This is a genomic window from Enterococcus sp. DIV1337a (assembly GCF_051712285.1).
Taxonomy (GTDB): domain Bacteria; phylum Bacillota; class Bacilli; order Lactobacillales; family Enterococcaceae; genus Enterococcus; species Enterococcus faecalis.
Map to the genome: position 1 here is coordinate 1,287,199 of NZ_JBIOOP010000001.1, position 19,874 is coordinate 1,307,072.

At 36.6% G+C, this 19,874-nt stretch carries 15 protein-coding genes and 1 pseudogene; 6 read left to right on the forward strand and 10 right to left on the reverse strand.

Translation table 11 applies throughout. The features are described from left to right. Window positions 1–178: 178 nt before the first annotated feature. Both IGL49_RS06250 and IGL49_RS06255 read left to right on the forward strand, forming a co-directional pair. A pseudogene (locus tag IGL49_RS06250) lies at window positions 179–283 on the forward strand (GNAT family N-acetyltransferase); the annotation flags it as partial. 19 nt (window positions 284–302) lie between these two features. Next, window positions 303–830: a GNAT family N-acetyltransferase gene (locus IGL49_RS06255; RefSeq protein WP_104854842.1), complete on the forward strand. Its 528-nt coding sequence runs from the start codon at window positions 303–305 to the stop codon at window positions 828–830. Window positions 831–884: 54 nt separating this feature from the next. Here the strand turns inward: IGL49_RS06255 and IGL49_RS06260 are convergent, their stop codons facing one another. Next, complete coding sequence (locus IGL49_RS06260; RefSeq protein WP_104854843.1) at window positions 885–1,703, reverse strand: helix-turn-helix transcriptional regulator; 819 nt, start codon at window positions 1,701–1,703, stop codon at window positions 885–887. Window positions 1,704–1,839: 136 nt separating this feature from the next. Here IGL49_RS06260 and IGL49_RS06265 point away from each other — a divergent pair, with 136 nt between their 5' ends. The 4 genes from IGL49_RS06265 to IGL49_RS06280 all read left to right on the forward strand — a co-directional run bounded on the left by IGL49_RS06265 (window position 1,840) and on the right by IGL49_RS06280 (window position 7,024). Then, window positions 1,840–3,588, forward strand: coding sequence for an ABC transporter ATP-binding protein (locus IGL49_RS06265; protein WP_104854844.1), 1,749 nt, complete (start codon window positions 1,840–1,842; stop codon window positions 3,586–3,588). Continuing rightward, on the forward strand, window positions 3,581–5,359 hold the full coding sequence (locus IGL49_RS06270) for an ABC transporter ATP-binding protein (RefSeq protein ID WP_104854845.1): 1,779 nt from the start codon (window positions 3,581–3,583) through the stop codon (window positions 5,357–5,359). The genes IGL49_RS06265 and IGL49_RS06270 overlap by 8 nt, the downstream gene beginning before the upstream one ends. An 89-nt stretch (window positions 5,360–5,448) precedes the next feature. Then, window positions 5,449–5,874: an NUDIX domain-containing protein gene (locus IGL49_RS06275; RefSeq protein ID WP_104854846.1), complete on the forward strand. Its 426-nt coding sequence runs from the start codon at window positions 5,449–5,451 to the stop codon at window positions 5,872–5,874. A gap of 139 nt (window positions 5,875–6,013) precedes the next feature. Continuing rightward, window positions 6,014–7,024 (forward strand): hypothetical protein, encoded by a 1,011-nt coding sequence (locus IGL49_RS06280; RefSeq protein WP_104854847.1) that lies wholly within the window; start codon window positions 6,014–6,016, stop codon window positions 7,022–7,024. A gap of 275 nt (window positions 7,025–7,299) precedes the next feature. Here the strand turns inward: IGL49_RS06280 and IGL49_RS06285 are convergent, their stop codons facing one another. The 9 genes from IGL49_RS06285 to cls form a co-directional block, all read right to left on the reverse strand. After that, the gene (locus IGL49_RS06285) at window positions 7,300–8,733 is read right to left on the reverse strand and encodes a cryptochrome/photolyase family protein (protein WP_104854848.1); all 1,434 of its coding nucleotides are present in this window, start codon (window positions 8,731–8,733) and stop codon (window positions 7,300–7,302) included. Window positions 8,734–8,865: 132 nt separating this feature from the next. Then, window positions 8,866–9,747 carry a helix-turn-helix domain-containing protein gene (locus IGL49_RS06290; protein ID WP_162782477.1) on the reverse strand — a complete coding sequence of 294 codons (882 nt, stop codon included), beginning with the start codon at window positions 9,745–9,747 and terminating at the stop codon, window positions 8,866–8,868. 315 nt (window positions 9,748–10,062) lie between these two features. Then, entirely contained in the window at window positions 10,063–11,484 is a 1,422-nt protein-coding gene (locus tag IGL49_RS06295; RefSeq protein ID WP_104854850.1) for a family 1 glycosylhydrolase, read from the reverse strand. A gap of 16 nt (window positions 11,485–11,500) precedes the next feature. Continuing rightward, window positions 11,501–13,354 carry a beta-glucoside-specific PTS transporter subunit IIABC gene (locus tag IGL49_RS06300; RefSeq protein ID WP_104854851.1) on the reverse strand — a complete coding sequence of 618 codons (1,854 nt, stop codon included), beginning with the start codon at window positions 13,352–13,354 and terminating at the stop codon, window positions 11,501–11,503. Window positions 13,355–13,357: 3 nt separating this feature from the next. After that, on the reverse strand, window positions 13,358–14,215 hold the full coding sequence (locus tag IGL49_RS06305; protein WP_104854852.1) for a PRD domain-containing protein: 858 nt from the start codon (window positions 14,213–14,215) through the stop codon (window positions 13,358–13,360). 226 nt (window positions 14,216–14,441) lie between these two features. Further along, on the reverse strand, window positions 14,442–14,603 hold the full coding sequence (locus IGL49_RS06310) for a hypothetical protein (protein WP_010827425.1): 162 nt from the start codon (window positions 14,601–14,603) through the stop codon (window positions 14,442–14,444). Window positions 14,604–14,710: 107 nt separating this feature from the next. Further along, window positions 14,711–16,120, reverse strand: coding sequence for a glycoside hydrolase family 1 protein (locus tag IGL49_RS06315; RefSeq protein WP_104854853.1), 1,410 nt, complete (start codon window positions 16,118–16,120; stop codon window positions 14,711–14,713). After that, complete coding sequence (locus IGL49_RS06320; protein WP_104858667.1) at window positions 16,120–17,994, reverse strand: beta-glucoside-specific PTS transporter subunit IIABC; 1,875 nt, start codon at window positions 17,992–17,994, stop codon at window positions 16,120–16,122. Before IGL49_RS06320 ends, IGL49_RS06315 begins: the two co-directional genes overlap by 1 nt. Before the next feature lie 282 nt (window positions 17,995–18,276). Continuing rightward, a complete protein-coding gene (cls, locus tag IGL49_RS06325; protein WP_104854855.1) occupies window positions 18,277–19,737 on the reverse strand; it encodes a cardiolipin synthase in 1,461 nt (486 codons plus the stop codon). Between the last annotated feature and the right edge of the window lie 137 nt (window positions 19,738–19,874).

A 19,874-nucleotide genomic window follows, 5' to 3' on the forward strand; every position in this document is an offset into this window, starting at 1 on the left:
AAGGGCAGATTTAGCGAGAAAAGGCGTCGTTTTAAGGAAATAATAAAAAATAAATGACTAGCTTACATTTTTAAACTACCTATGCTATTACTTAATAAAAAGAAGTGAGATTACAATAATTTTATTATGTAAACAAAGCAAAAAGATTGACGTTATTCGCCAGACAAGTTAATATCATACTATTCGTTTTTACGAATCATTGGGTTTTAAGCGCCTGGAGGTTTTTCCGACATTATGGGACGCTTGGAATCCTTGTTTAATTTTAATTAAACAGTTGATTTAATCTACAAAGGAGTTTTAGTATGTCAGTATTTATTAGAGAGTGTACCGTCGCAGACGTACCAGAATTAGAGGCCATTTGCCAAGAGACTTTTGCAGATACTTATGGAGATGGCGAAAACGAAGAGGATTTACAGGCACATTTTGAGAGGAAATTTAGTCCAGCAGTTTTAGAAAGCGAAATCTTACATAAAGATTCGCAATATTTCTTTGCTTTTTATAATAATGAACTTGCAGGTTATGTGAAATTAAATCACGGTGATGCTCAGATTACCTATCAACATCCACAAGCGTTACAAGTTGAGCGCATTTATATTCGTAAATCTTTTAAGCGTTTAGGCTTAGGCAAACATTTGATTACGAAAGCAATTGAATTAGCAGAAGAAGCAGAAAAAGAGACGGTTTGGCTAGGTGTTTGGGAACATAATCATCCAGCGCAAAAATTTTATCAATCATTGGGCTTCGTCAAAACAGATGAACATGATTTTTATATGGGAAATGAACGCCATACCGATTATACAATGACGAAACAGTTAAAAGAGTCAACGTAAAGCAAAAACAAGGAAACGGACGCAATGAAGCCGACGATTCCTTGTTTTTTTATCTTAAAATTGTGAAGGAGATTTTCCATAATATTTTTTGAATAATTTACTGAAATGATAGGCATCTTCGTAACCAACCGTTTTTGCTACTTCTTTGACACTTAAGGAATCATTTTTCAGCAATTCTTTCGCATGGTTTAAGCGGATTTGAATTAAATAATTGATTGGTCCAACGCCTGTGGCCGCTTTAAAGGTTTTCGACAAATAAGTCGGGGTAACATATAACATTTCAGCTAACTGTTCCAAAGTTATTTCTTCGTCATGGTGGGTTTCCAGATAATAAATCGTATGATTGACTAAATTTCGTTTTCTTTTTTCCGTTTTCGATAGCCGAGTTTCAATTTTATTTTCTTGATCAACTGCTAAGCTTCTTAAAATATAAACCAATAGTTCAATAACTAAAGCTTTAATTTGTAACGCTGATTCAACTTCTTGATGGTTTAATTCATGAACAATTTGCCAAGCTTTTTCTAAAAAAGTACCATGTAAATGACTTAAATCTAATAAAGCTGATTTATTTGGAAATACGTTTCGCGCTAAGCCTTCTAAATAGAGATTTGAAATGCCAATGTGTAGTTGATGTGAGTAAGTTCCTGCTTTTTGTTGCTCACCATGCTCCGTTCGCGGATTAAAAAGAAACACCGTACCAGCAGTGGCATGGTACTGTTGCTCTTGCACAATATATTCAGATTCACCTTCTAAAAGAATAGATATTTCCAGAAATTCATGATGATGGCAATTATAAGGGTGGGTCTCTTCGTTCCAAGGATCGAAGGCATATAAAATTTCAGGATTAAACGTTCGACTATTTGTGTAGTTCATAAAAAATCACTCCTACTTGTATCCGCTTTCTATACTATATTGTACATCAAAATATACAAGAATGCCCATTTCTTTTCCTATAAAAAAACAGTAATCTTATACACGTCCATAAAAACAAGAGAGAGTAGGGGAGAAAATGAATAGTTTTGAATGGATTTGGCAATATGCTAAAAAGAATAAGAATAAGTTACTGCTAGCTGTTATTTTTGTCGTTATTAACGCTATTTTAATTGTTATTATTCCATTGTTATCTGGCAGAATCGTAGACCAAGTAATCAATCAGGGGAAAACTGAAGAGCTTGTCCCAATTCTTGGGATTATGATTGGGGTAACCGTTATTCGGACAGTTGTTCGTTATAGTTATCAAGTCTTGTTTGAATCGGTTGGACAATCTGCGTTATTTGACTTAAGAAAAGATATGTATGTCAAACTTCAAGAATTAGATTTTGATTTCTTTAATCATACACGTGTTGGCGACATTATGGCGCGAATGACAGGGGATACAGATGCTATCCGCCATTTCGTTTCTTGGGTCACTTATAACCTCTTAGAATGTATTTTATGGTTCATCGCAGCCGTGATTGTGATGGGGACGATCAATTGGCAATTGATGCTGGCATTAATTTTAATTACGCCTTTGATTTTTCTGTTAACACAAAAAATGTCGAAGGAATCGCATCCGGTATTTTTTGAGATTCGGGAAAGTTTTTCTCGGCTAAATTCGATGGTCGAAGAAAATATTGGTGGAAATCGGGTGGTTAAAGCTTTTTCTCAAGAACCTTATGAAATTGAAAAGTTTAACAAGCACAATGAAGACTATAAAAAATGGAATATGGCTTCCGCAGATGTCTCTAAAAAATATTTACCGTGGTTAGACGGTTTTGCAGGTAGTTTAAATGTTATTGCCTTAGTTCTTGGTGGCCTCTTTGTGATTCAAGGTCGGATGACAATTGGTGATTTAGTGGCCTTTAACGGCTTTCTCTGGATGTTGAACATGCCGATGCGAATGAGTGGCTGGTTGATCAATGATGTCCAACGCTTTACGGCATCGTCCATTAAAATTCGTCAGTTATTAGCAACGAAACCGAAGATTCCCATTGCTCGGGAAAAAGAAGCAAAACCAATCCAAGGCTATGTGACGTTTGAACACGTGTCCTTTCATTTTTCAGATGATCCAGAAACCCCCATTTTATCGGATGTTTCATTTTCAGCAAAACCTGGTGAAACAATTGGTATTTTAGGGGAAACTGGCTCAGGCAAAACCACTTTAGTTAACTTAATCGCTCGGTTCTATGATCCAACAAAAGGCACTGTTTATATTGATGGAAAAGATGCTAAAAGCTATTCTGTTCGTAAATTGCGAGAAAATATCTCCATGGTTATGCAAGATGTCTTTCTTTTTTCCAATACGATAGAAGATAACATTGCTTTTGGTAATGCACTGGCTAACTTGGAACAAGTGCAAATGATGGCTGAAATTGCTGATGCCCATAGCTTTATTTCCAGAATGCCCGAAGGTTACGCAACAATTGTTGGTGAACGCGGCGTTGGCTTATCTGGTGGCCAAAAACAGCGGATTTCACTGGCACGTGCTTTAACTAAAGATCCAGCTATTTTAATTTTAGATGACACAACTTCAGCTGTTGATATGGAAACAGAATCAAAAATCCAAAAAGAACTAGGCCGTTTGACGGAAAAGAAAACAACATTTATTATTGCCCACCGAATTTCTTCTGTGAGAGAGGCCAATTTAATTTTGATGATGGAAAAAGGCCGTGTGGTAGAAAGCGGTACGCATAGCGAATTAGTCGAACAAAGAGGCAAATATTTTGACGTATATCAAAAACAATTAGGTCTGACAAAGGAAGGTGAGTCGCGTGGCTAGAAATACGTTTGATGTGGATGAGACTTTAGAAAAAGAATTTAATTGGTCCCATTATAAACGATTAGGCGCTTATATTAAGCCTTACAAAAAAGCTGTTTTTAAAACGTTATTTGTCATCATATTAGCTAATCTTGCAAGTATGTTAGGCCCTTACTTTACTAAAATTGCGATTGACCAAGTAATTCCACAAAAGAATCTCTCGTTACTCTTGATACTAGGGGCTATTTTCCTATTTTCTTTGGTGATTATTGGTTGGTGTATGCGGTATCGAATATATGCCATCACAGAAATTGGACAAGATATTTTAAAAGATATGCGTTTTTCAATTTTTGAGCATCTACAAAAATTACCATTTTCTTATTTTGACAGTCGGCCGCACGGAAAAATCTTAATTCGGGTGGTCAATTACATCAATACGTTAAGTGATTTACTAAGTAACGGACTGATAAATTTAATTTCTGATTTATTTAATGTGCTTATTACCTTAATTTTCATGTTATTTATTGATGTGAAATTAACCTTGTACAGTTTGCTGCTATTGCCTGTGTTGTTCGTGATGGTTCTGTTTATCCAAGGGAAACAACGGAAAGCTTACCAAGAGCTTAGCAATAAACAATCAAACTTAAATGCCTATATTCACGAAAGTATTGCAGGAATTAAAATTACACAATCTTTTGCACGAGAAGATGAAAATTTCCAGATTTTTAACGAGGTAAGTGAAGAATATCGTCAATCTTTTATGAAAGCTGTGCGTGTCCAATATTTGCTATGGCCAGCAGTTCAAAATATATCCGTCATTACGACTTGTTTTATCTATTTTGTAGGAATCCGTCAATTAGGTGTGTCCGTTACCACTGGGACGCTAATTGCTTTTATCGGTTATATCAATAACTTTTGGAATCCGGTCATCAATATTGGTAACTTCTACAATTCTCTGATTACTGCAACTGCCTATTTGGAAAGGATTTTTGAAACAATGGATGTTGTTCCAGAAATTCAAGATGCGCCGAATGCTATTGAGTTGCCGCCAATTAAAGGAACCGTCGACTTTCAGCATGTTTATTTCCGTTATGAAGAAGGAAAAAATATTTTGACCGATGTTAGTTTTCATATTGAGCCAGGACAAACAATCGCCTTGGTTGGGCCAACAGGTGCGGGTAAAACCACAATCATCAATTTGTTAAGTCGTTTTTATGATGTGAATGAAGGGGCCGTTAAAATTGATGGTTATGATGTTCGCGATGTGACACTCCGTTCGCTAAGAAAACAAATGGGGGTAATGCTTCAAGATACGTTTATTTTTTCAGGAACGATCATTGAAAACATTCGGTACGGAAATTTAGCAGCCACAGAGGAAGAAGTTATCCAAGCCGCAAAAATTGTTCGTGCGCACGACTTTATCAAGGATTTAAAAGATGGCTATGAAACAGTTGTGGAAGAGCGGGGTAGTACACTTTCAGCAGGACAACGCCAATTAATTTCATTTGCTCGTGCTTTACTGGCAGATCCCAAAATTTTAATTTTAGACGAAGCAACCTCCAGTATTGATACAAAAACAGAAGAATTGTTACAAGAAGGACTACAACAACTTCTGAAAGGACGGACATCGTTTATTATTGCTCATCGGCTTTCTACTATCAAAAATAGCGATAAAATTTTCTATATTGATGGTGGTCGTATTGTGGAAGAAGGATCTCATGATCAACTAATGGCAAAACATGCGTTATATCATCATTTATATCAATCGCAATACGACTTATTAAAGAGCTAGATGATAAAACAGAGAAAATTCTTAGTTGAATCTTTCTCTGTTTTTCTGTATCGTAACCTTAACAAAGGAAAAAAATGATGAGGTGCCAAATGAATCGGAATTTTGAAGTGGAATTAACAACATTATGTATGATTAGAAATCAGAAAAACGAAATTCTTGTGCAAGAACGACAAAAAAAGGATTGGCCTGGTTGGACGTTCCCTGGCGGACATGTTGAAAAAAACGAGGGCATGGAAACAGCCATAGTTCGCGAACTCCTTGAAGAAACAGGATTAGTGCTGAAGCCACAATTAGTAGGTGTTGCAGAATGGCTGAATGATTGTTCGGGTGCCCGCGAATTAGCCACATTATTCATTGCAGAAACAGCGGATGAACTACCAGAAGAAACGGAACAACCCTTGTTTTGGGTCACTGAAAAAGAATTGCGAGAAGGTCCTTTAGCTGGCAGTTTAGCAGAACTTTTCCCAGTATTTTTTGGTGAAAAACAATTTTATTTTAAAAATAATACAGCTTAATGATTCAAACCTAAAAGATTAAATCAATCCCACTTATTAAAAGAGAGGAAATCTAAAATTAAACATTGCTATTTATAAGCAATGTTTGCTATTCTTAATAAAAGGGAATTAATTTTTTATATAATGAGGGGGAAAAAGTGTGTTAAAAAGAAAAGTGGGGATTATCGCAGGCGTTTTCTGTTCAGCTTTGTTACTGACAGGCTGTGGCAAAAGTGCGAAAGACGAGTTCATTCAAGGGATTGGCAATCAAAACGCACAAGAATCTGGGGTTTGGGATTTCTCTATGTCAATTAGTGACATGAAATTTTCACAAGAAGATGGTGCACAAACGAATCCTATGATTGGGATGCTCATCACGCAAATCAAAGACGCATCGCTTTCTGGGAAGATTCAAGTAGATGCCAAAAAAGAAAAAGCATTCAGCTTAGAGATGAAATTAAAAGCGATGGGCATGGATGTACCGATTTCATTGATTGGATCATTAGATAACGAGGGCAAAGAGCCAAAACTCTATTTAGCAACAGATATGATGGAATATATTGTCGCTGTCGCAGACTCAATGACTGACGGTGCTATTGACAGTTCTCAGTTAGATACAGAAAAACTAAAAGGAAAATACATTGATCTTTTAGCCATGAACGAGGAAAGTACGAAAGAATGGCAAGATACAATCAAAGAGTATCAAGAATCGGAAAAAGAACGAAAACAGTCTGCTAAGGAATACAAAGAGTTTTTAGAAGGATTAGACAAGGATGCGTTCGAGAAAAAAGGGGACACCATTACCCATACGTTTACAAAAAAAGAATTACAAAAGTTAATCAAAATTACGACAGAAACATCTGAGAAAGGTAAAGAACAAGATCCTTTCGAAAAAGTCAAAGATGTTTCTGCTAAAGTTTCTGTTAATACAAAAGAAAATAAAACAAATATGTTGATTAATGTGAAACCGCAACAAGACAAGAACGTTGACATGGGACTTGAATCATTATCTAGTAAAATTAGCATTACACAAAAAGCCAAAAAAGCGACGATTTCAATGCCTAAGAAAGAAAATATTTTATCAGAACAAGAAGTTGAAAAAATATTTTCCGATAGTACCTCTATGACAGGTCTATCGACTGAAGACACGACTGTTGCGATCAATCAATAATGATGAATGACCAATAAAAAACTGCAGCAAAAAATCAAAGAAAATTTAATTAACAAACATAATTTTTATAACGTAAATGACAAAATCAGTCTAGATAAATTAAAGACTGGTTTTGTTTGCTTTTCAATGCTTTTTACTCTACTTTGTATAATGTATATTATGTTAACTAGAATAAAATGAAAAACTTTAGCCGATAACTTGTCACTTCTCTTTCGACTAATCAATTCACCCAACTAACCGCAACACTAGTTTGCTGAGCTAGTTGGGTTTACTGTTTATTTAAACGTTGTATTGTTCATTTCTTGATGAATTTCTTTGCTCGCTTCATATAGAAACAATGTTTGTTTTTTACTTAATGCATAATCGACAATGGGTTTTGGATAATTTTCTCCTAAATGAACATGATATTGCGTTTGTAAGGCTTCGTTCATTAGATCTGGTTGATGAATATACTTTTGTGGCACTTGTTTAAGTTCTGGGACATATTTTTTGATGAACTGGCCGTCATTATCAAATTTCTTTGATTGGATAATTGGATTAAAAATCCGAAAATACGGGACAGCGTCCGTTCCTGTTGAAGCAGCCCATTGCCAGCCACCAATATTATTGGCCGCATCATAGTCAATCAACATTTTTTGAAAGTATTTTTCACCCCAACGCCAATCGATGTGTAAATTTTTAACCAAAAAAGAGGCAGTAATCATTCTCAAGCGGTTGTGCATCCAACCAGTTTGATTCAACTGCCGCATTGCGGCATCAATTATAGGGTAGCCAGTCTCCCCTTTTTGCCACTTGACAAACATCTCTGGATCATTTACCCATTGAATATAACGAAATTTTTCTTGAATAGCTTCCTCTTTTTGGTGTGGAAACGTACTATAGATCATATTGTAAAAGTCGCGCCAAGCTAATTCTTTTTTGAAGGTTTCTTTACTTAAACTAGGTGGTGCAGATGCAAGTTCTTGCCAAATGGTGCGAATCGAAAGTTCTCCCGTTCTTAAAAAAGTAGACAGATGACTCGTTTGATCCTGGTAAGGAAAATCACGCTTATTTTCATAGGACTGAAGTTTTTGATCAATAAAAGTATTTAAGCGCCTTCTGGCCGTTTCTTCGCCGACACTATAGTGTGTTAAAGGAATCCTCGCAATCTGCTCACGATATATTGCTTCCTCTTCTGGAAAAAGGCACGCACTAAAAATTTTTTCAGCTGTATAGAACACAGGAATCGGTGTTTCTTTAGGCGCCTCTTTCCATTTATTGTAATAGGGCGTAAACACTTGGTACTGGCTGCCATCGTTCTTCTTAATTTCTTCAGAGCCATGCAAATAGGCATCTTGAAAAGAGAAAGACTGAATATTATTTTCTTCAAAAAAGCGCATAGCTTGCTGGTCCCGCTTTGCCCCAAAGCCACAAGTATCTTCATTAAAATAAATAGCTTGCCAATCGGGTAATTTGCGTTTCAAACGTGAAAATAAATCTAACGGTTCACCGACCATGATTTGTAAATGTGCCTCTTGATCGATTCGTTCTTTAAACGAGGCTAAACTTGCAAAAAAAGCGTTATGATTAGCACTTTCTTGAATAAATTGTTGAGGATTCATTTGGAATAATAAAATCAATTCATCAGTTGCAGAATTTCGTAACGCATGTGCTAATGCTTTATTATCCTGTAATCGTAAATCACGTCTAAACCACATTACTGTTTTCATTTTTAAATCCTCCTAAATACTTCGTCTTGCTTATCGTAACCGTGACTGCTGATTTTTAAAAGCAACTTGCCTAGACTTTCAAAAAGCCGATAAAAACTGAGTTTTCAGCTTTTATCGGCTTTTTGCTTAAAATTAATAGGAAATATTAAAAGCTTTCATATCTTTCTCAATATATTGCAGGACTTCTGTATTGCCAAAAAATTGCGTAAAATAATAGGCTTGGCGATAGTCATCGGCTGTGTCTTCCCCGAGCATTTGTTTGTTAAAGGCTTTTTCATATAAAAGATAATCTAGCAAGTAAATGGAGTGTTTATCCCGACAAATCTGAATCCCTTTTTCGCTTAAAATGACACTTTTTTGGTAGTCTTTTATTTCCGAGTAGAATTTAGCAGAATTATAATAAATTCTACAACGCTCTAAGGAACATTCTAATTTAAAATCTTCCAATTCTTGTAATGATTTTTCGTAATAGACTTGCGCTTTTCTCATATCTTTTTCCAGTTCATATAGCGTACCTAGCGCATTCAGGCTTAAAATGTTGTAAATATTGACTTTACGGTCAATTTCCGCCCCGCGGTATAGATAAAACAAGGCCTCTGCTTTATCTTTTTTTCCTAATAAACAAGTAATCCCCTTATAATATAACAATTTAGTCGTTAGTTCATTATTAGATAACATAAGACCTTCAGGCACTTCTTGTAATAAATTGTAGGCCTCTAAGTGAAATAAGCGTAAAGATAAATCCTCAATTTTGTTTAGTAGATTTTCAATTTTCTTTTCTTCAGAAATCATCATGCATTCTTCTACTTCTAAATCTAATCGGAGGCAAATAGATGAGAAAATATCTAAACTGTCACATAGATTACGATTTTCAATATTACTAATTGTTGCTTGCGTACAGATGCCATTAGCCAGCTCTGTTTGTGTGATTTTTTTAAGTTTTCTCGCTTGTTTTATTTTGTCTCCTGCTACCTTCACGAACAGACCTCCACTTGTATTATTATGTAAATTCATTAAAAGATGTTATACTTTGATTATCAATTAAAGGAGGTACATGCTATGTTTGATTTACTTGCATTATTGACTGGAACATCAACTTATGGCAACGTTCCCCATGTTTAATTAGTCAATGCGTGTCAAGTATGGTCTTCCATACTTGGCATGTTTCCTTTAAAACTGACTCAATCATACTACAAATGAACAGACAAATACAACAGGAAATCATTTGTTTTTTATTAAGAAAAAGAACAGCAAGAAGCGATAACTACTTCTTGCTGTTCTTTTGTTTAGTTAGATATATTTAGGTTTAAAATGATTTGTTTCTTCTTTTTAACAACCTTGCGGATAATCTCTAATTAATTGTTGATACCAATAAAAAGAATCTTTCCGATAACGGTCTAATGTTCCTGTATCATCGTCATGTTTATCCACGTAAATAAAGCCATAACGTTTTTTCATTTCACCTGTTGTGGCACTGACTAAATCAATCGGTGCCCAAGTTAAATAACCAATTACCTCAATAAAATCTTCTGTCATGGCTTTTTGGACTTGCTCAATATGTTGTTGCAAATAATGAATACGATAGGTGTCGTGCACAGTTCCATCTTCAAAAACATCAACCGCTCCTAAGCCATTTTCCGTTATCATAATTGGTAACCCATAACGTTGGTAAAGCATATTTAATAAATAACGAATACCCATAGGATCTATTGCCCAACCCCATTTAGAAACTTCCAAGTGAGGATTTTGAGTGCCACCCCATAGAGAACTTTCAGCGTCGTCATCTCCTTCAAATTTCGCAACTTCGCTAGCATAATAGTTTAAACCAATCCAATCAATTTTACCTTCAGAAAATGCTTGCTGATCTTCGGGCGAAATAGTAATGTGGAGTCCAAGTTTCTTGTATTCCTTTTGTTTATAAAGTGGAAAGGCTCCATTGCACATTGCATCTATCTGATAAAAATCACGAGTTGTTTGTTTTAATGAGTTTAACGCATTCGTTGGATGGCAATCTTTTGCATAGGCTGGTGTCAACCCAAAAACACAACCAATTTGGAAATCAGGATTAATTGCATGGCCTAATTGAACGGCTTTAACTCCGGCAAGTGTCATATTATAGCCAATTTCAGCTAACACTTGTGGTCGATTTTGGATTTTATCGTATTCTAAACCTGTCAAAATATAGGTGAAAGGTTCAGAAGCGTTTGACGAGGGATCAAGGTGATTCATTTCGTTAAAAGTAGACCAATAAGTAACCTTCTCTTTAAACGCTTCAAAAACAGTCTGACAGTAATGCAAATAATAATCAATAACTTTCCGATTTTTCCATGAACCATATTGTTTGACTAAATGAACTGGCATTTCAAAATGATACAAAGTGACAATTGGTTCGATTCCCTGACTGAGTAATTCATCAATGATTTGATGATAGAAAAACAACCCTTCTTCATTCGGTTCGGCTTCATCTCCTTTTGGAAAAATTCGTGACCAATCGATGGAAATACGGAGTGACGTAAAACCCATTTCTGCAAATAAGGCGATATCTTCCCGATAGCGATGGTAAAAATCAATGCCAGTATGCGAAGGATAATACTTGTCTGCCTCAATGGTCTGGGTGATTTCTCGCGGCTGATCTACGGCACCCACCGTAACCAGATCCATGATTGCTAAGCCTTTGCCGCCTTCTTGATAAGCGCCTTCTAATTGATGAGCGGCGATACTGCCGCCCCATAAAAATTTTTCTTTTTTCATGATAAGTGTCTCCTTTTTATACCACGATATTTAGCATTTCTTGATCATACGAAGTACATTCTCCTGTCGTTCCGATAACATCTAAAAATTCATTCGTATTGGTAATTACACAAATAACAGTATCTGAAAGTCCCTGTTGGCGAATGTAATCAAAATCAACGGTGACTAATGATTGTCCTTGTTGAACGTGCTCGCCTTCTGTCACATGGACAGTGAAACCTTTACCATTTAAAGAAACAGTATCAATACCGATATGAATCAATAGTTCTACACCGTCTGCATTTTTAAGTCCGATGGCATGCTTTGTCGGGAAAACCGAAACAACCTCGCCAGAAAAAGGTGCAACCACTTCGGTATCAGTTGGAACGATTCCAACACCTTTACCTAATGCTTCTGTTGAAAAAGCCGCATCTTCTACTTCACTTAGAGGGATGACGGTTCCTTTAATTGCTGCAAAAACAGGATTTTTGGTTAGTAGTCGTTCTTTTTGTGTTGTTTTGTTCGTCTTTGTTTCTTTAGGTTGTTCATTTTCTTCTGATGGAATCCCTAGGATAAACGAAGCAACCGCTGCACCAACAAAACCGACAATTACTGCGATTAGCATAGCCATAAAGTTCTTCGTATCATTTGTTTTACCTAAATAAGAAGGTAAACTAGTTAGGCCCCACACATAGCCATAAGTTTTGACTTTCAGCAGTCCAGCAATTAGGCCTCCTAAACCACCGCCAATCATTACAGCGATAAATGGCCGACGGAATTTTACGAATACACCATAGACAGCAGGTTCCGTCACTCCCATCAATGCAGTAAAACTAACTGAGCCAAATAATTCACGTTGTTTTGCTTGACGAGCACGCAAGAAGTAACCAAACATGGCTCCCGCAACAGCAATATCTGAAATTGTTGAAGCATGTAAAAAGATGCTATCATAACCTTGCTCACTTAACATTTGCATAATAACAGGCATAACAAAATTACCAGCACCCAATAAAATTAAGAATGGTTGGCAAGCGGCATACAAGGCTGTTACAGCCCATGAACCAACAGTATTTTGTAAAATATCACAAACGAAGAACAATGCATCGCCAATCCATGTACCTAATGGTCCAAAAATCAATAATGTTACTGGTAAGGTAATCAGCATAATTAGTAATGGATTTAAAAAATATTGCAAAGCATCAGGTATCCATTTTTTAAAGCGTTCAGTTAAAATTCCCATAAACCAAACACCTAAAAAGATTGGCACAAAACTGTTTGAATACGTGATTTGTGGTAGTCCTAAGCCAAAAATACTCAGACCTTTGACGCCATCAATTGAATCAGATAACAACGTAACTGCTAACAAAACGGCTAAATAGGGACTTGCTTTGAGACGTTTAGCTGCCGATGCTGCAATAAATACTGGTAAAAATTGAAAAGCAGCGGTACTAATTGTGTTTAACACAATAAACGTTGAGCTGTCTTCTTGGATAATTCCAAGTAATTTAAATAATGATAAAAAGCCTGCCAAAATCCCTGCAACAAAAATCGGTTCGATTAAGGGTGTCATTGTTTCACTCACGACATCGACAATTGCTTTGAATGGATTAGTCTTTTTCTTTGGTGCGTCTGTAGTTATTTCCCCTATTCCTAACATAGGTAATAATTCTTGATAAATATCTTTCACTTGTGTGCCAACAACGACCTGATAAGCCACATTATTATCGATAACGTCAATCACCTGTTTCATTTCTTGGATTTCGGCTGTTTTGGCTTTACTACGATCTTTTAATTGAAATCTCAAGCGCGTGACACAATGTGCCACACTATCAATATTTGCTGGCCCGCCAACTAAGGCAATTAATTCTTTTAAAAATGTTTCATATTTCATTTTCTACACATCGCTTTCTTTTCGCTTTTCTGTTCGTTCAGTCATGCGATGAATGTGCATCATTAAGTATGTTTTTTCATCTTCAGAAATCAGTTTTCCAAAAGTGCCAATGACATACAATTCGATTTTTTTCACCGCACCATAAGCTTCTGGGTAGAGCTGTGAAATTTGTTGATATAACTCAGAATCGTTTTCACTATACGTATCATTGGTTAAAATCCGTTGGACGAAGTATTGTAAATGCTGCATAAAACGCGTGTAATTAATGGATTCATGGTTGATTGGTGTACCAAGATGGTATTGAACGATGGACACAATATCTTTCATAATTTCTGTGACTTTTTCATTCTCTTGGCTGTTTTGAACAGCTTCTTGGATATTTACTAAATGTAGCGCAATTGAGGCTGCTTCGTCTTCTGGAAATGAAACGTTGTATTCTTTGTTTAATCGTTCCACTACTTCTACTCCTAATTGATAGGACTTCGGATAATAGCGCCGTACTTCCCAAAGAAGAGGATTGGAAATATATTGGCCTTTCTTACCACGTTTCAGGGCGTAGTCAATATGATCTAAAAGCGTTAAATACAGGTAATCAGTTGCTTTTTTTTGAAAAAGTTCCTCCGCTCGTAAAATAATGCTACGAACAATTTCAAATAATGATTCTTCTGTATTCGCTAACAAATAACTAAAATGCTCTAAAACATCTGCCGAGTCTAACACAAAGACTTTGTCTACTTCTTCTTTAGAAACTGATTGGCCTACTTTTTTTCGAAAAGCAATTCCTTTAGAATAGACGATTACCTCATTGGTTCCTTTTGTTAAAATCGCTACATTGTTATTTAGTATTTGTTTGACTTTCATATAACCCCTTCTTCCTATAAAAAACCGCGAAAAAAACTCAACAAACAAACTGTCATCCTTAACCCATGTAAAGATTTATAACAGTTGTCTGTTGAGTTCTGCCTGGTCGAACCAGTGACATACTCTTTTCTTGCAACCCCTTGTTGCAATCGTTTTCTTCTTATCCTTATAGTAACAATTTTTACTCGAAATTACAACATCTTTTTGTCTGTTTTATCAATTCCCCTTAATTCCAAAGCACAGAGATTAAATAATACAACAACATGATTCCTACAAATACACCGAGCATTAGTAAAACATACCACCAATTTTTGGCGCTATAGGTTTCATTTTTATTTTTTTCGGTTCGTTTACCTGCAACCCATTTCCATAAATCGTAATTATTCATCTCTCTCACCACCTTTAACGGGTTTATTAGTAAGCCTAACACGGAACGACAAAACTTGAAAACAAAAGGATCACCCGCTTATGCCAACGGATGATCCTTTTTGGTCATTATTCTTCTGGTAAACCGTTATTTTTAATCACTGATTGGTACCAATAAAAACTATCTTTTTTAATACGTCGTAAATCTTTTAACTCATGGTCTTCACGATTAACGTAAATAAAACCGTAGCGTTTTTTGAATCCTTGATGGGAACTTAAAATATCCATGACCGACCACGGGCAATAGCCAAACAACTCAACACCGTCAGAAATGGCCGCATGACAAGCAGCAATATGGTCATGTAAATACGCAATTCGATAGTCATCATGAATTTTTCCGTCTTCTGTTAGGTGATCTGGTGTGCCTAAGCCGTTTTCTGTAATGATTAACGGCAAACGGTATTGACGATAATAATCATTTAAAACTAAACGTAGACCAGTTGGATCAATTTGGGCACCATACTTAGAGGTTTTTAGATGTCGATTTTTTTCGATTTTAAAATAACCGTATAGATCAAAATCAATATCCTTTTCTTTCGTACCCAATGGGTGTTGCTCATCTGTCGGTAAATAGCTAGCGACTAACGTCCGATAATAGTTAAGGGCGATAAAATCTGGTTTAGCGGCTTTCAAAATAGCTTGATCTTCTGGCTGTGTTTCGGGATAAATACCGCATTTGGTTAAATACTCTTGATAGTAACCAGGGTATTCGCCAAAACAATACATTTCTAGAGCGTAATTCGTTTTAAAGTTATCATTCATACGAGCCGCCCAAACATCTTCAGGCTGATTGGAACTAGGATAAGTCATCGTTGAGGAAACAGAGGGACCGACTTTTCCCCCAGCAACCAATTGGTGACAATCATTCGTAGCTAACGCATGGGCAACAAACATATGGTAATCCATTTGTGCACGAATTTTTTCAGCATTTTCTGGTGCAACATCGTACATATTCATTCGTTCATTGACACGAATCATTAAGTTTTGTTCATTTGTAACTTGCCAATTTTTGACTCGATCACCAAACGCTTGATAACAGACTTGCGCATAGCGTTGAAATGCAGAAACGCAGCGACGATCCGCCCAGCCATTGTATTTTTCCACCAACGCAAAAGGTAAATCAAAATGATACAGTGTGATAAACGGCAAAATATCGTTTTCTAAAAGTGTATCAATGACAGCATTATAAAAATCGATGCCGGCTTGATTAATTTCGCCATCACCTGTCGGAATGATTCGTGCCCATGAAAGAGAAAAACGATAGGTTTTTAAGCCTAATTCTTTCATTAATGCAATGTCCTCTTTGAAACGATGGTAAAAATCGCTGGCGACTTTTGTATCTGCTTGAACAGTTGACTTTTTAAAAGAATTGTAATCAGCGACTGTTAGGCCTTTGCCGTCCTCATTCCAAGCGCCTTCAATTTGAAAAGCGGAGGAAGAAGCCCCCCATAAAAAATCGTTTTTAAATTGTTTAACCATTAGTTTTGCTCCTTTACTTGCATGAAAAATAAATTTGTTTGTGGTGTAATCTCTGTTTGTTTGGTTGTCTCGATTACAGCCATTTCCGCAGTATTCGTTACGATGACTAAGACGGTTGGATCATAGCCAGCAGCTTGGATGATTTGTTTATCAAAAGAGAGCAGTTTTTGTCCTAATCTGACCCTTTCTCCTGCTTTTACGAACGTTTCAAATCCCCGCCCCTTTAATTCGACTGTATTGATTCCAATGTGAAGGAGGATTTCAGCGCCCTTGTCTAACTTTAAGCCAATTGCATGATGAGTTGGATATAAAGCCGTCACTTGCCCATTTCCTGGTGAAACAATTTGTTCATCTTTCGGATCAATAGCCAGCGTTTTTCCCATTTGTTGAGAAGCAAAAACTTCATCGTTGATTTGGTCTAAAGATACGAGTTGTCCTTGAACCGGCGCTTGAATCCGTTGCTTTTCTTTGACTGTCCCTGTCTTTAGGACTGGTTCTTGACGTGACTCGTCAAGCGGTAAATCATTAAAGCCTAGAAAAATCGTTAATAGAAATGCACCAAAAAAAGCAATGCCACAACCTAATAAGTAACAAATAAAGGCTTTGGTCCCTGCTTCTGCGTAAACCGGGATGGTCAAGAGTCCTTGATTAGCGAAGGCTGTCCCGTAGGAGCCGCCCCAGCCCATTAAGGCCCCACCCGCTGCTCCGCTAGCCACCGCATAAATCATCGGTTTTTTTAGCCGCAAGTTTGCACCATAAATGGCCGGTTCTGTGATACCAAATAACGCAGTCACTGTTGCAGAGGCAGCAACGGCTTTCAAGCCTTTATTTTTTGTGCGGACAAACACGCCAAATGTGGCGCCCGCTTGAGAAAAGTTCGCTGCACCAGCAAACGCTAGCAAATTTTGCCGTCCTGTTCGAGCGACATCATTAATCCCAATTGGCACAAGCCCACGGTGAGCACCAAAAATGACTAAGACACACCAAATTCCGCCGATAAAACCGCCTAACAAGATGGGACTAAAATTCATTATATAATAATACAACCAATTCACGCCGTCACCTAAATAAATCCCTATTGGTCCAAATAATAATAAAGTGGCTGGAATCATTAAAAGTAATGACAGCGTAGGAACCATAATAATTTTTAGAACTTCTGGAATAACTTTTTCCAAAAAGCGTTGCACATAAGCTAACATAAATATTGCAAGAATAATTGGAATTACCGTGGAAACATAATTGGCTTTGGTCACATGTAATCCAAACAAGGTAACCGCTGATTTTTCAGTCATTAATGAAACGATGGTCGGATAACATAAGGTAGCACCAATTACCATGGCGATATATTCGTTTGTTTTGAAAACCTTGGCAGCTGAATAACCTAAAATAACTGGCATAAAATAAAAAAGTGCATCGGAAGCGGCGCTTAAAATAATATACGTATTCAAAGGTTTTAAATCGACTTGGTAAAAATTGTTCGCGACCATCACAGCAATCGCTAGAATTCCTTTTAACATGCCAGAAGCGGCAATTGCTGGTACGACAGGCGTGAAAATTGCAGCAACAGTATTTAAAATTCGATTGCCTAATGAATTTTTTTCTTTTGTGGATGTTTTGGTCGTAAGTTGCTGAGCTAACAAAGGTTCCAGAGTATTGTAGACATGCGCAACTTTATTGCCTAAAACCACTTGATACTGACCGCCACTTTCAACAACAGAAATGACACCTTCTGTTTGTAGTAAAGCTTCTTTGTTCGCTTGTTTCGTGTCTTTCAATACGAAACGTAATCGTGTATAACAATGTGTGACATCCACGATATTGTCTTTGCCACCTACGTCTTTCAAAATTTCTTTTGCTATTGCTTGGTAGTCCATGGTGACCACTCCTTATCTATAAAATAACAGCTCAATAAAAAAGACCAAATCACACATGCACGTTTCAGCAAACACACTCAATATTTGCTCGTCGTGAATGTCCCCTTGATCTGATCTACGTAATAACTATGTTTCTCACGATAGAATAGCTGATTGAATTTATTTTTAATTTACCATTATTTAGAGGGATTATCAATGAATTAGGTAGACCACTTCAGTGTTTTGTTACTAAAATCAGCAGTGAAAATAGTAGTTTACTACATTCACTGCTGATTTATTTGATTACAAGACTGGGGACAACAAGCGTGAAAAGTTTTGCTTGAAGCGTAGCCAGTACCCTTGTTTTTTAATTATTTCGTCGGTTAGTAAGACACTTTTTTCTATATCTTCTTCAAAGACTTGCGCTAACATCCACGCAATGTCGGGATTGTAAATAAACGTACTTACCTCAAAATTCAATGAATAACTGCGAATATCTTGGTTTGTTGTCCCCACCATAGCTAATTCATCATCAATCACCATTGTTTTTGCATGAATAAACCCACCGTCATAGATATAAATTTTAATGCCGCGTTTGTGTAAGTAATTTGCGTAATATTGTGTCGCGCGGTAAATAAAGGGATGGTCAGGCATGCAAGGAATCATAATTCGCACGTCGACACCTGAACGAACCGCCACTAACAACGCATTAATCATACTATCGTCAGGGATTAAATACGGTGTTTGAATCCAGACGCTCTTTTCTGCAGAAAAAATCATCCGAACGAACCCGCTTTTCAAAATTTCTTCTTCTGAATCAGGACCATCTGAAACAACTTGTAAGGATAAATGTTCCACTTCATGATCTTCTGGTAATTTAAAATATTTTTCATGATACGTCATACGTTCTTCAGGATATTTGACTGAAGCATTCCAATCCATGATAAATATCTCTTGCAATGAAAAGACGGCCGTCCCGACCAAACGAATATGGGTATCTCGCCAGTAACCAAATTTTTCGGTGACATTCAAATATTGATCTCCAACATTGAACCCACCAGTCCAGCCAATTTTCCCATCGATGACAACAATTTTTCGATGCAAGTGATAGTTTAGACGTGTTTTCCGGATCATATCGCGAGAAGTAATAAAGGGAGCTACTTTTCCTCCAGCATCAACGTAACGTGCAAAAAACTTTTTATTTGCCCCGGGTGAACCCCAAGGATCGTAAATTAAGTAGACTTCCACGCCTTCATGCAACTTTTCGATTAATACATCTAAAAACTGATTGCCAATCGTGTCATTAAAAAACGCATAATATTCGACGTGAACGGTTTCTTTCGCTGCACGAATATCTTCAAATAATGCTTGGAATTTTTCTTGGCCATCTGTAAATAATTGCAAGCTATTTCTTTTGGCCAGCGGTGATGCGTCCATATTCCGGAAATAACGATTTAAAACTTTCGCATCATAAAGTAAATCATAACGTTTATCGCGCCCGGCTTTTTTGTTATCAACGTCCACTTTTTCTTTGATTCGTTGAACCATTTGTTTTTCATCATCAGACAATTTAAAAACTTCTTGTCCATCGATACCCCGCCCACAGAATAAGTAAATAATAAATCCGATACCAGGCAAGAAAATCAACGTCATCATCCAAGCTAAAACGCTGGAGATGCTACGGGGTTTTCTAAAAACAGTAATTAAGGCAGCAATAACGTTAATTACTAATAAAAATAACAAAATCCAAACAAAAATTTTCATTGCTTACCTCCTTCTGACTTCATACTAAGATTATATCAAATAACAGTTAAATTAGGCGAATGATATGAGCGAGTATTCAAAAAAGAATTTATTTCTATAAGTGTTTCGCCTTTGATTCTCAGTTTTTCTGTACTATA

What these genes read in the sequence shown, in the direction of transcription:
- IGL49_RS06285 (WP_104854848.1), bottom strand. Translation starts at nt 8,733, where the DNA reads ATGAAAACAGTAATGTGGTTTAGACGTGATTTACGATTACAGGATAAT.
- IGL49_RS06295 (WP_104854850.1), bottom strand. Translation starts at nt 11,484, where the DNA reads ATGAAAAAAGAAAAATTTTTATGGGGCGGCAGTATCGCCGCTCATCAA.
- cls (WP_104854855.1), bottom strand. Translation starts at nt 19,737, where the DNA reads ATGAAAATTTTTGTTTGGATTTTGTTATTTTTATTAGTAATTAACGTT.
- IGL49_RS06265 (WP_104854844.1), top strand. Translation starts at nt 1,840, where the DNA reads ATGAATAGTTTTGAATGGATTTGGCAATATGCTAAAAAGAATAAGAAT.
- IGL49_RS06315 (WP_104854853.1), bottom strand. Translation starts at nt 16,120, where the DNA reads ATGGTTAAACAATTTAAAAACGATTTTTTATGGGGGGCTTCTTCCTCC.
- IGL49_RS06275 (WP_104854846.1), top strand. Translation starts at nt 5,449, where the DNA reads ATGAATCGGAATTTTGAAGTGGAATTAACAACATTATGTATGATTAGA.
- IGL49_RS06305 (WP_104854852.1), bottom strand. Translation starts at nt 14,215, where the DNA reads ATGAAAGTCAAACAAATACTAAATAACAATGTAGCGATTTTAACAAAA.
- IGL49_RS06260 (WP_104854843.1), bottom strand. Translation starts at nt 1,703, where the DNA reads ATGAACTACACAAATAGTCGAACGTTTAATCCTGAAATTTTATATGCC.
- IGL49_RS06255 (WP_104854842.1), top strand. Translation starts at nt 303, where the DNA reads ATGTCAGTATTTATTAGAGAGTGTACCGTCGCAGACGTACCAGAATTA.
- IGL49_RS06300 (WP_104854851.1), bottom strand. Translation starts at nt 13,354, where the DNA reads ATGAAATATGAAACATTTTTAAAAGAATTAATTGCCTTAGTTGGCGGG.
- IGL49_RS06310 (WP_010827425.1), bottom strand. Translation starts at nt 14,603, where the DNA reads ATGAATAATTACGATTTATGGAAATGGGTTGCAGGTAAACGAACCGAA.
- IGL49_RS06290 (WP_162782477.1), bottom strand. Translation starts at nt 9,747, where the DNA reads ATGAATTTACATAATAATACAAGTGGAGGTCTGTTCGTGAAGGTAGCA.
- IGL49_RS06320 (WP_104858667.1), bottom strand. Translation starts at nt 17,994, where the DNA reads ATGGACTACCAAGCAATAGCAAAAGAAATTTTGAAAGACGTAGGTGGC.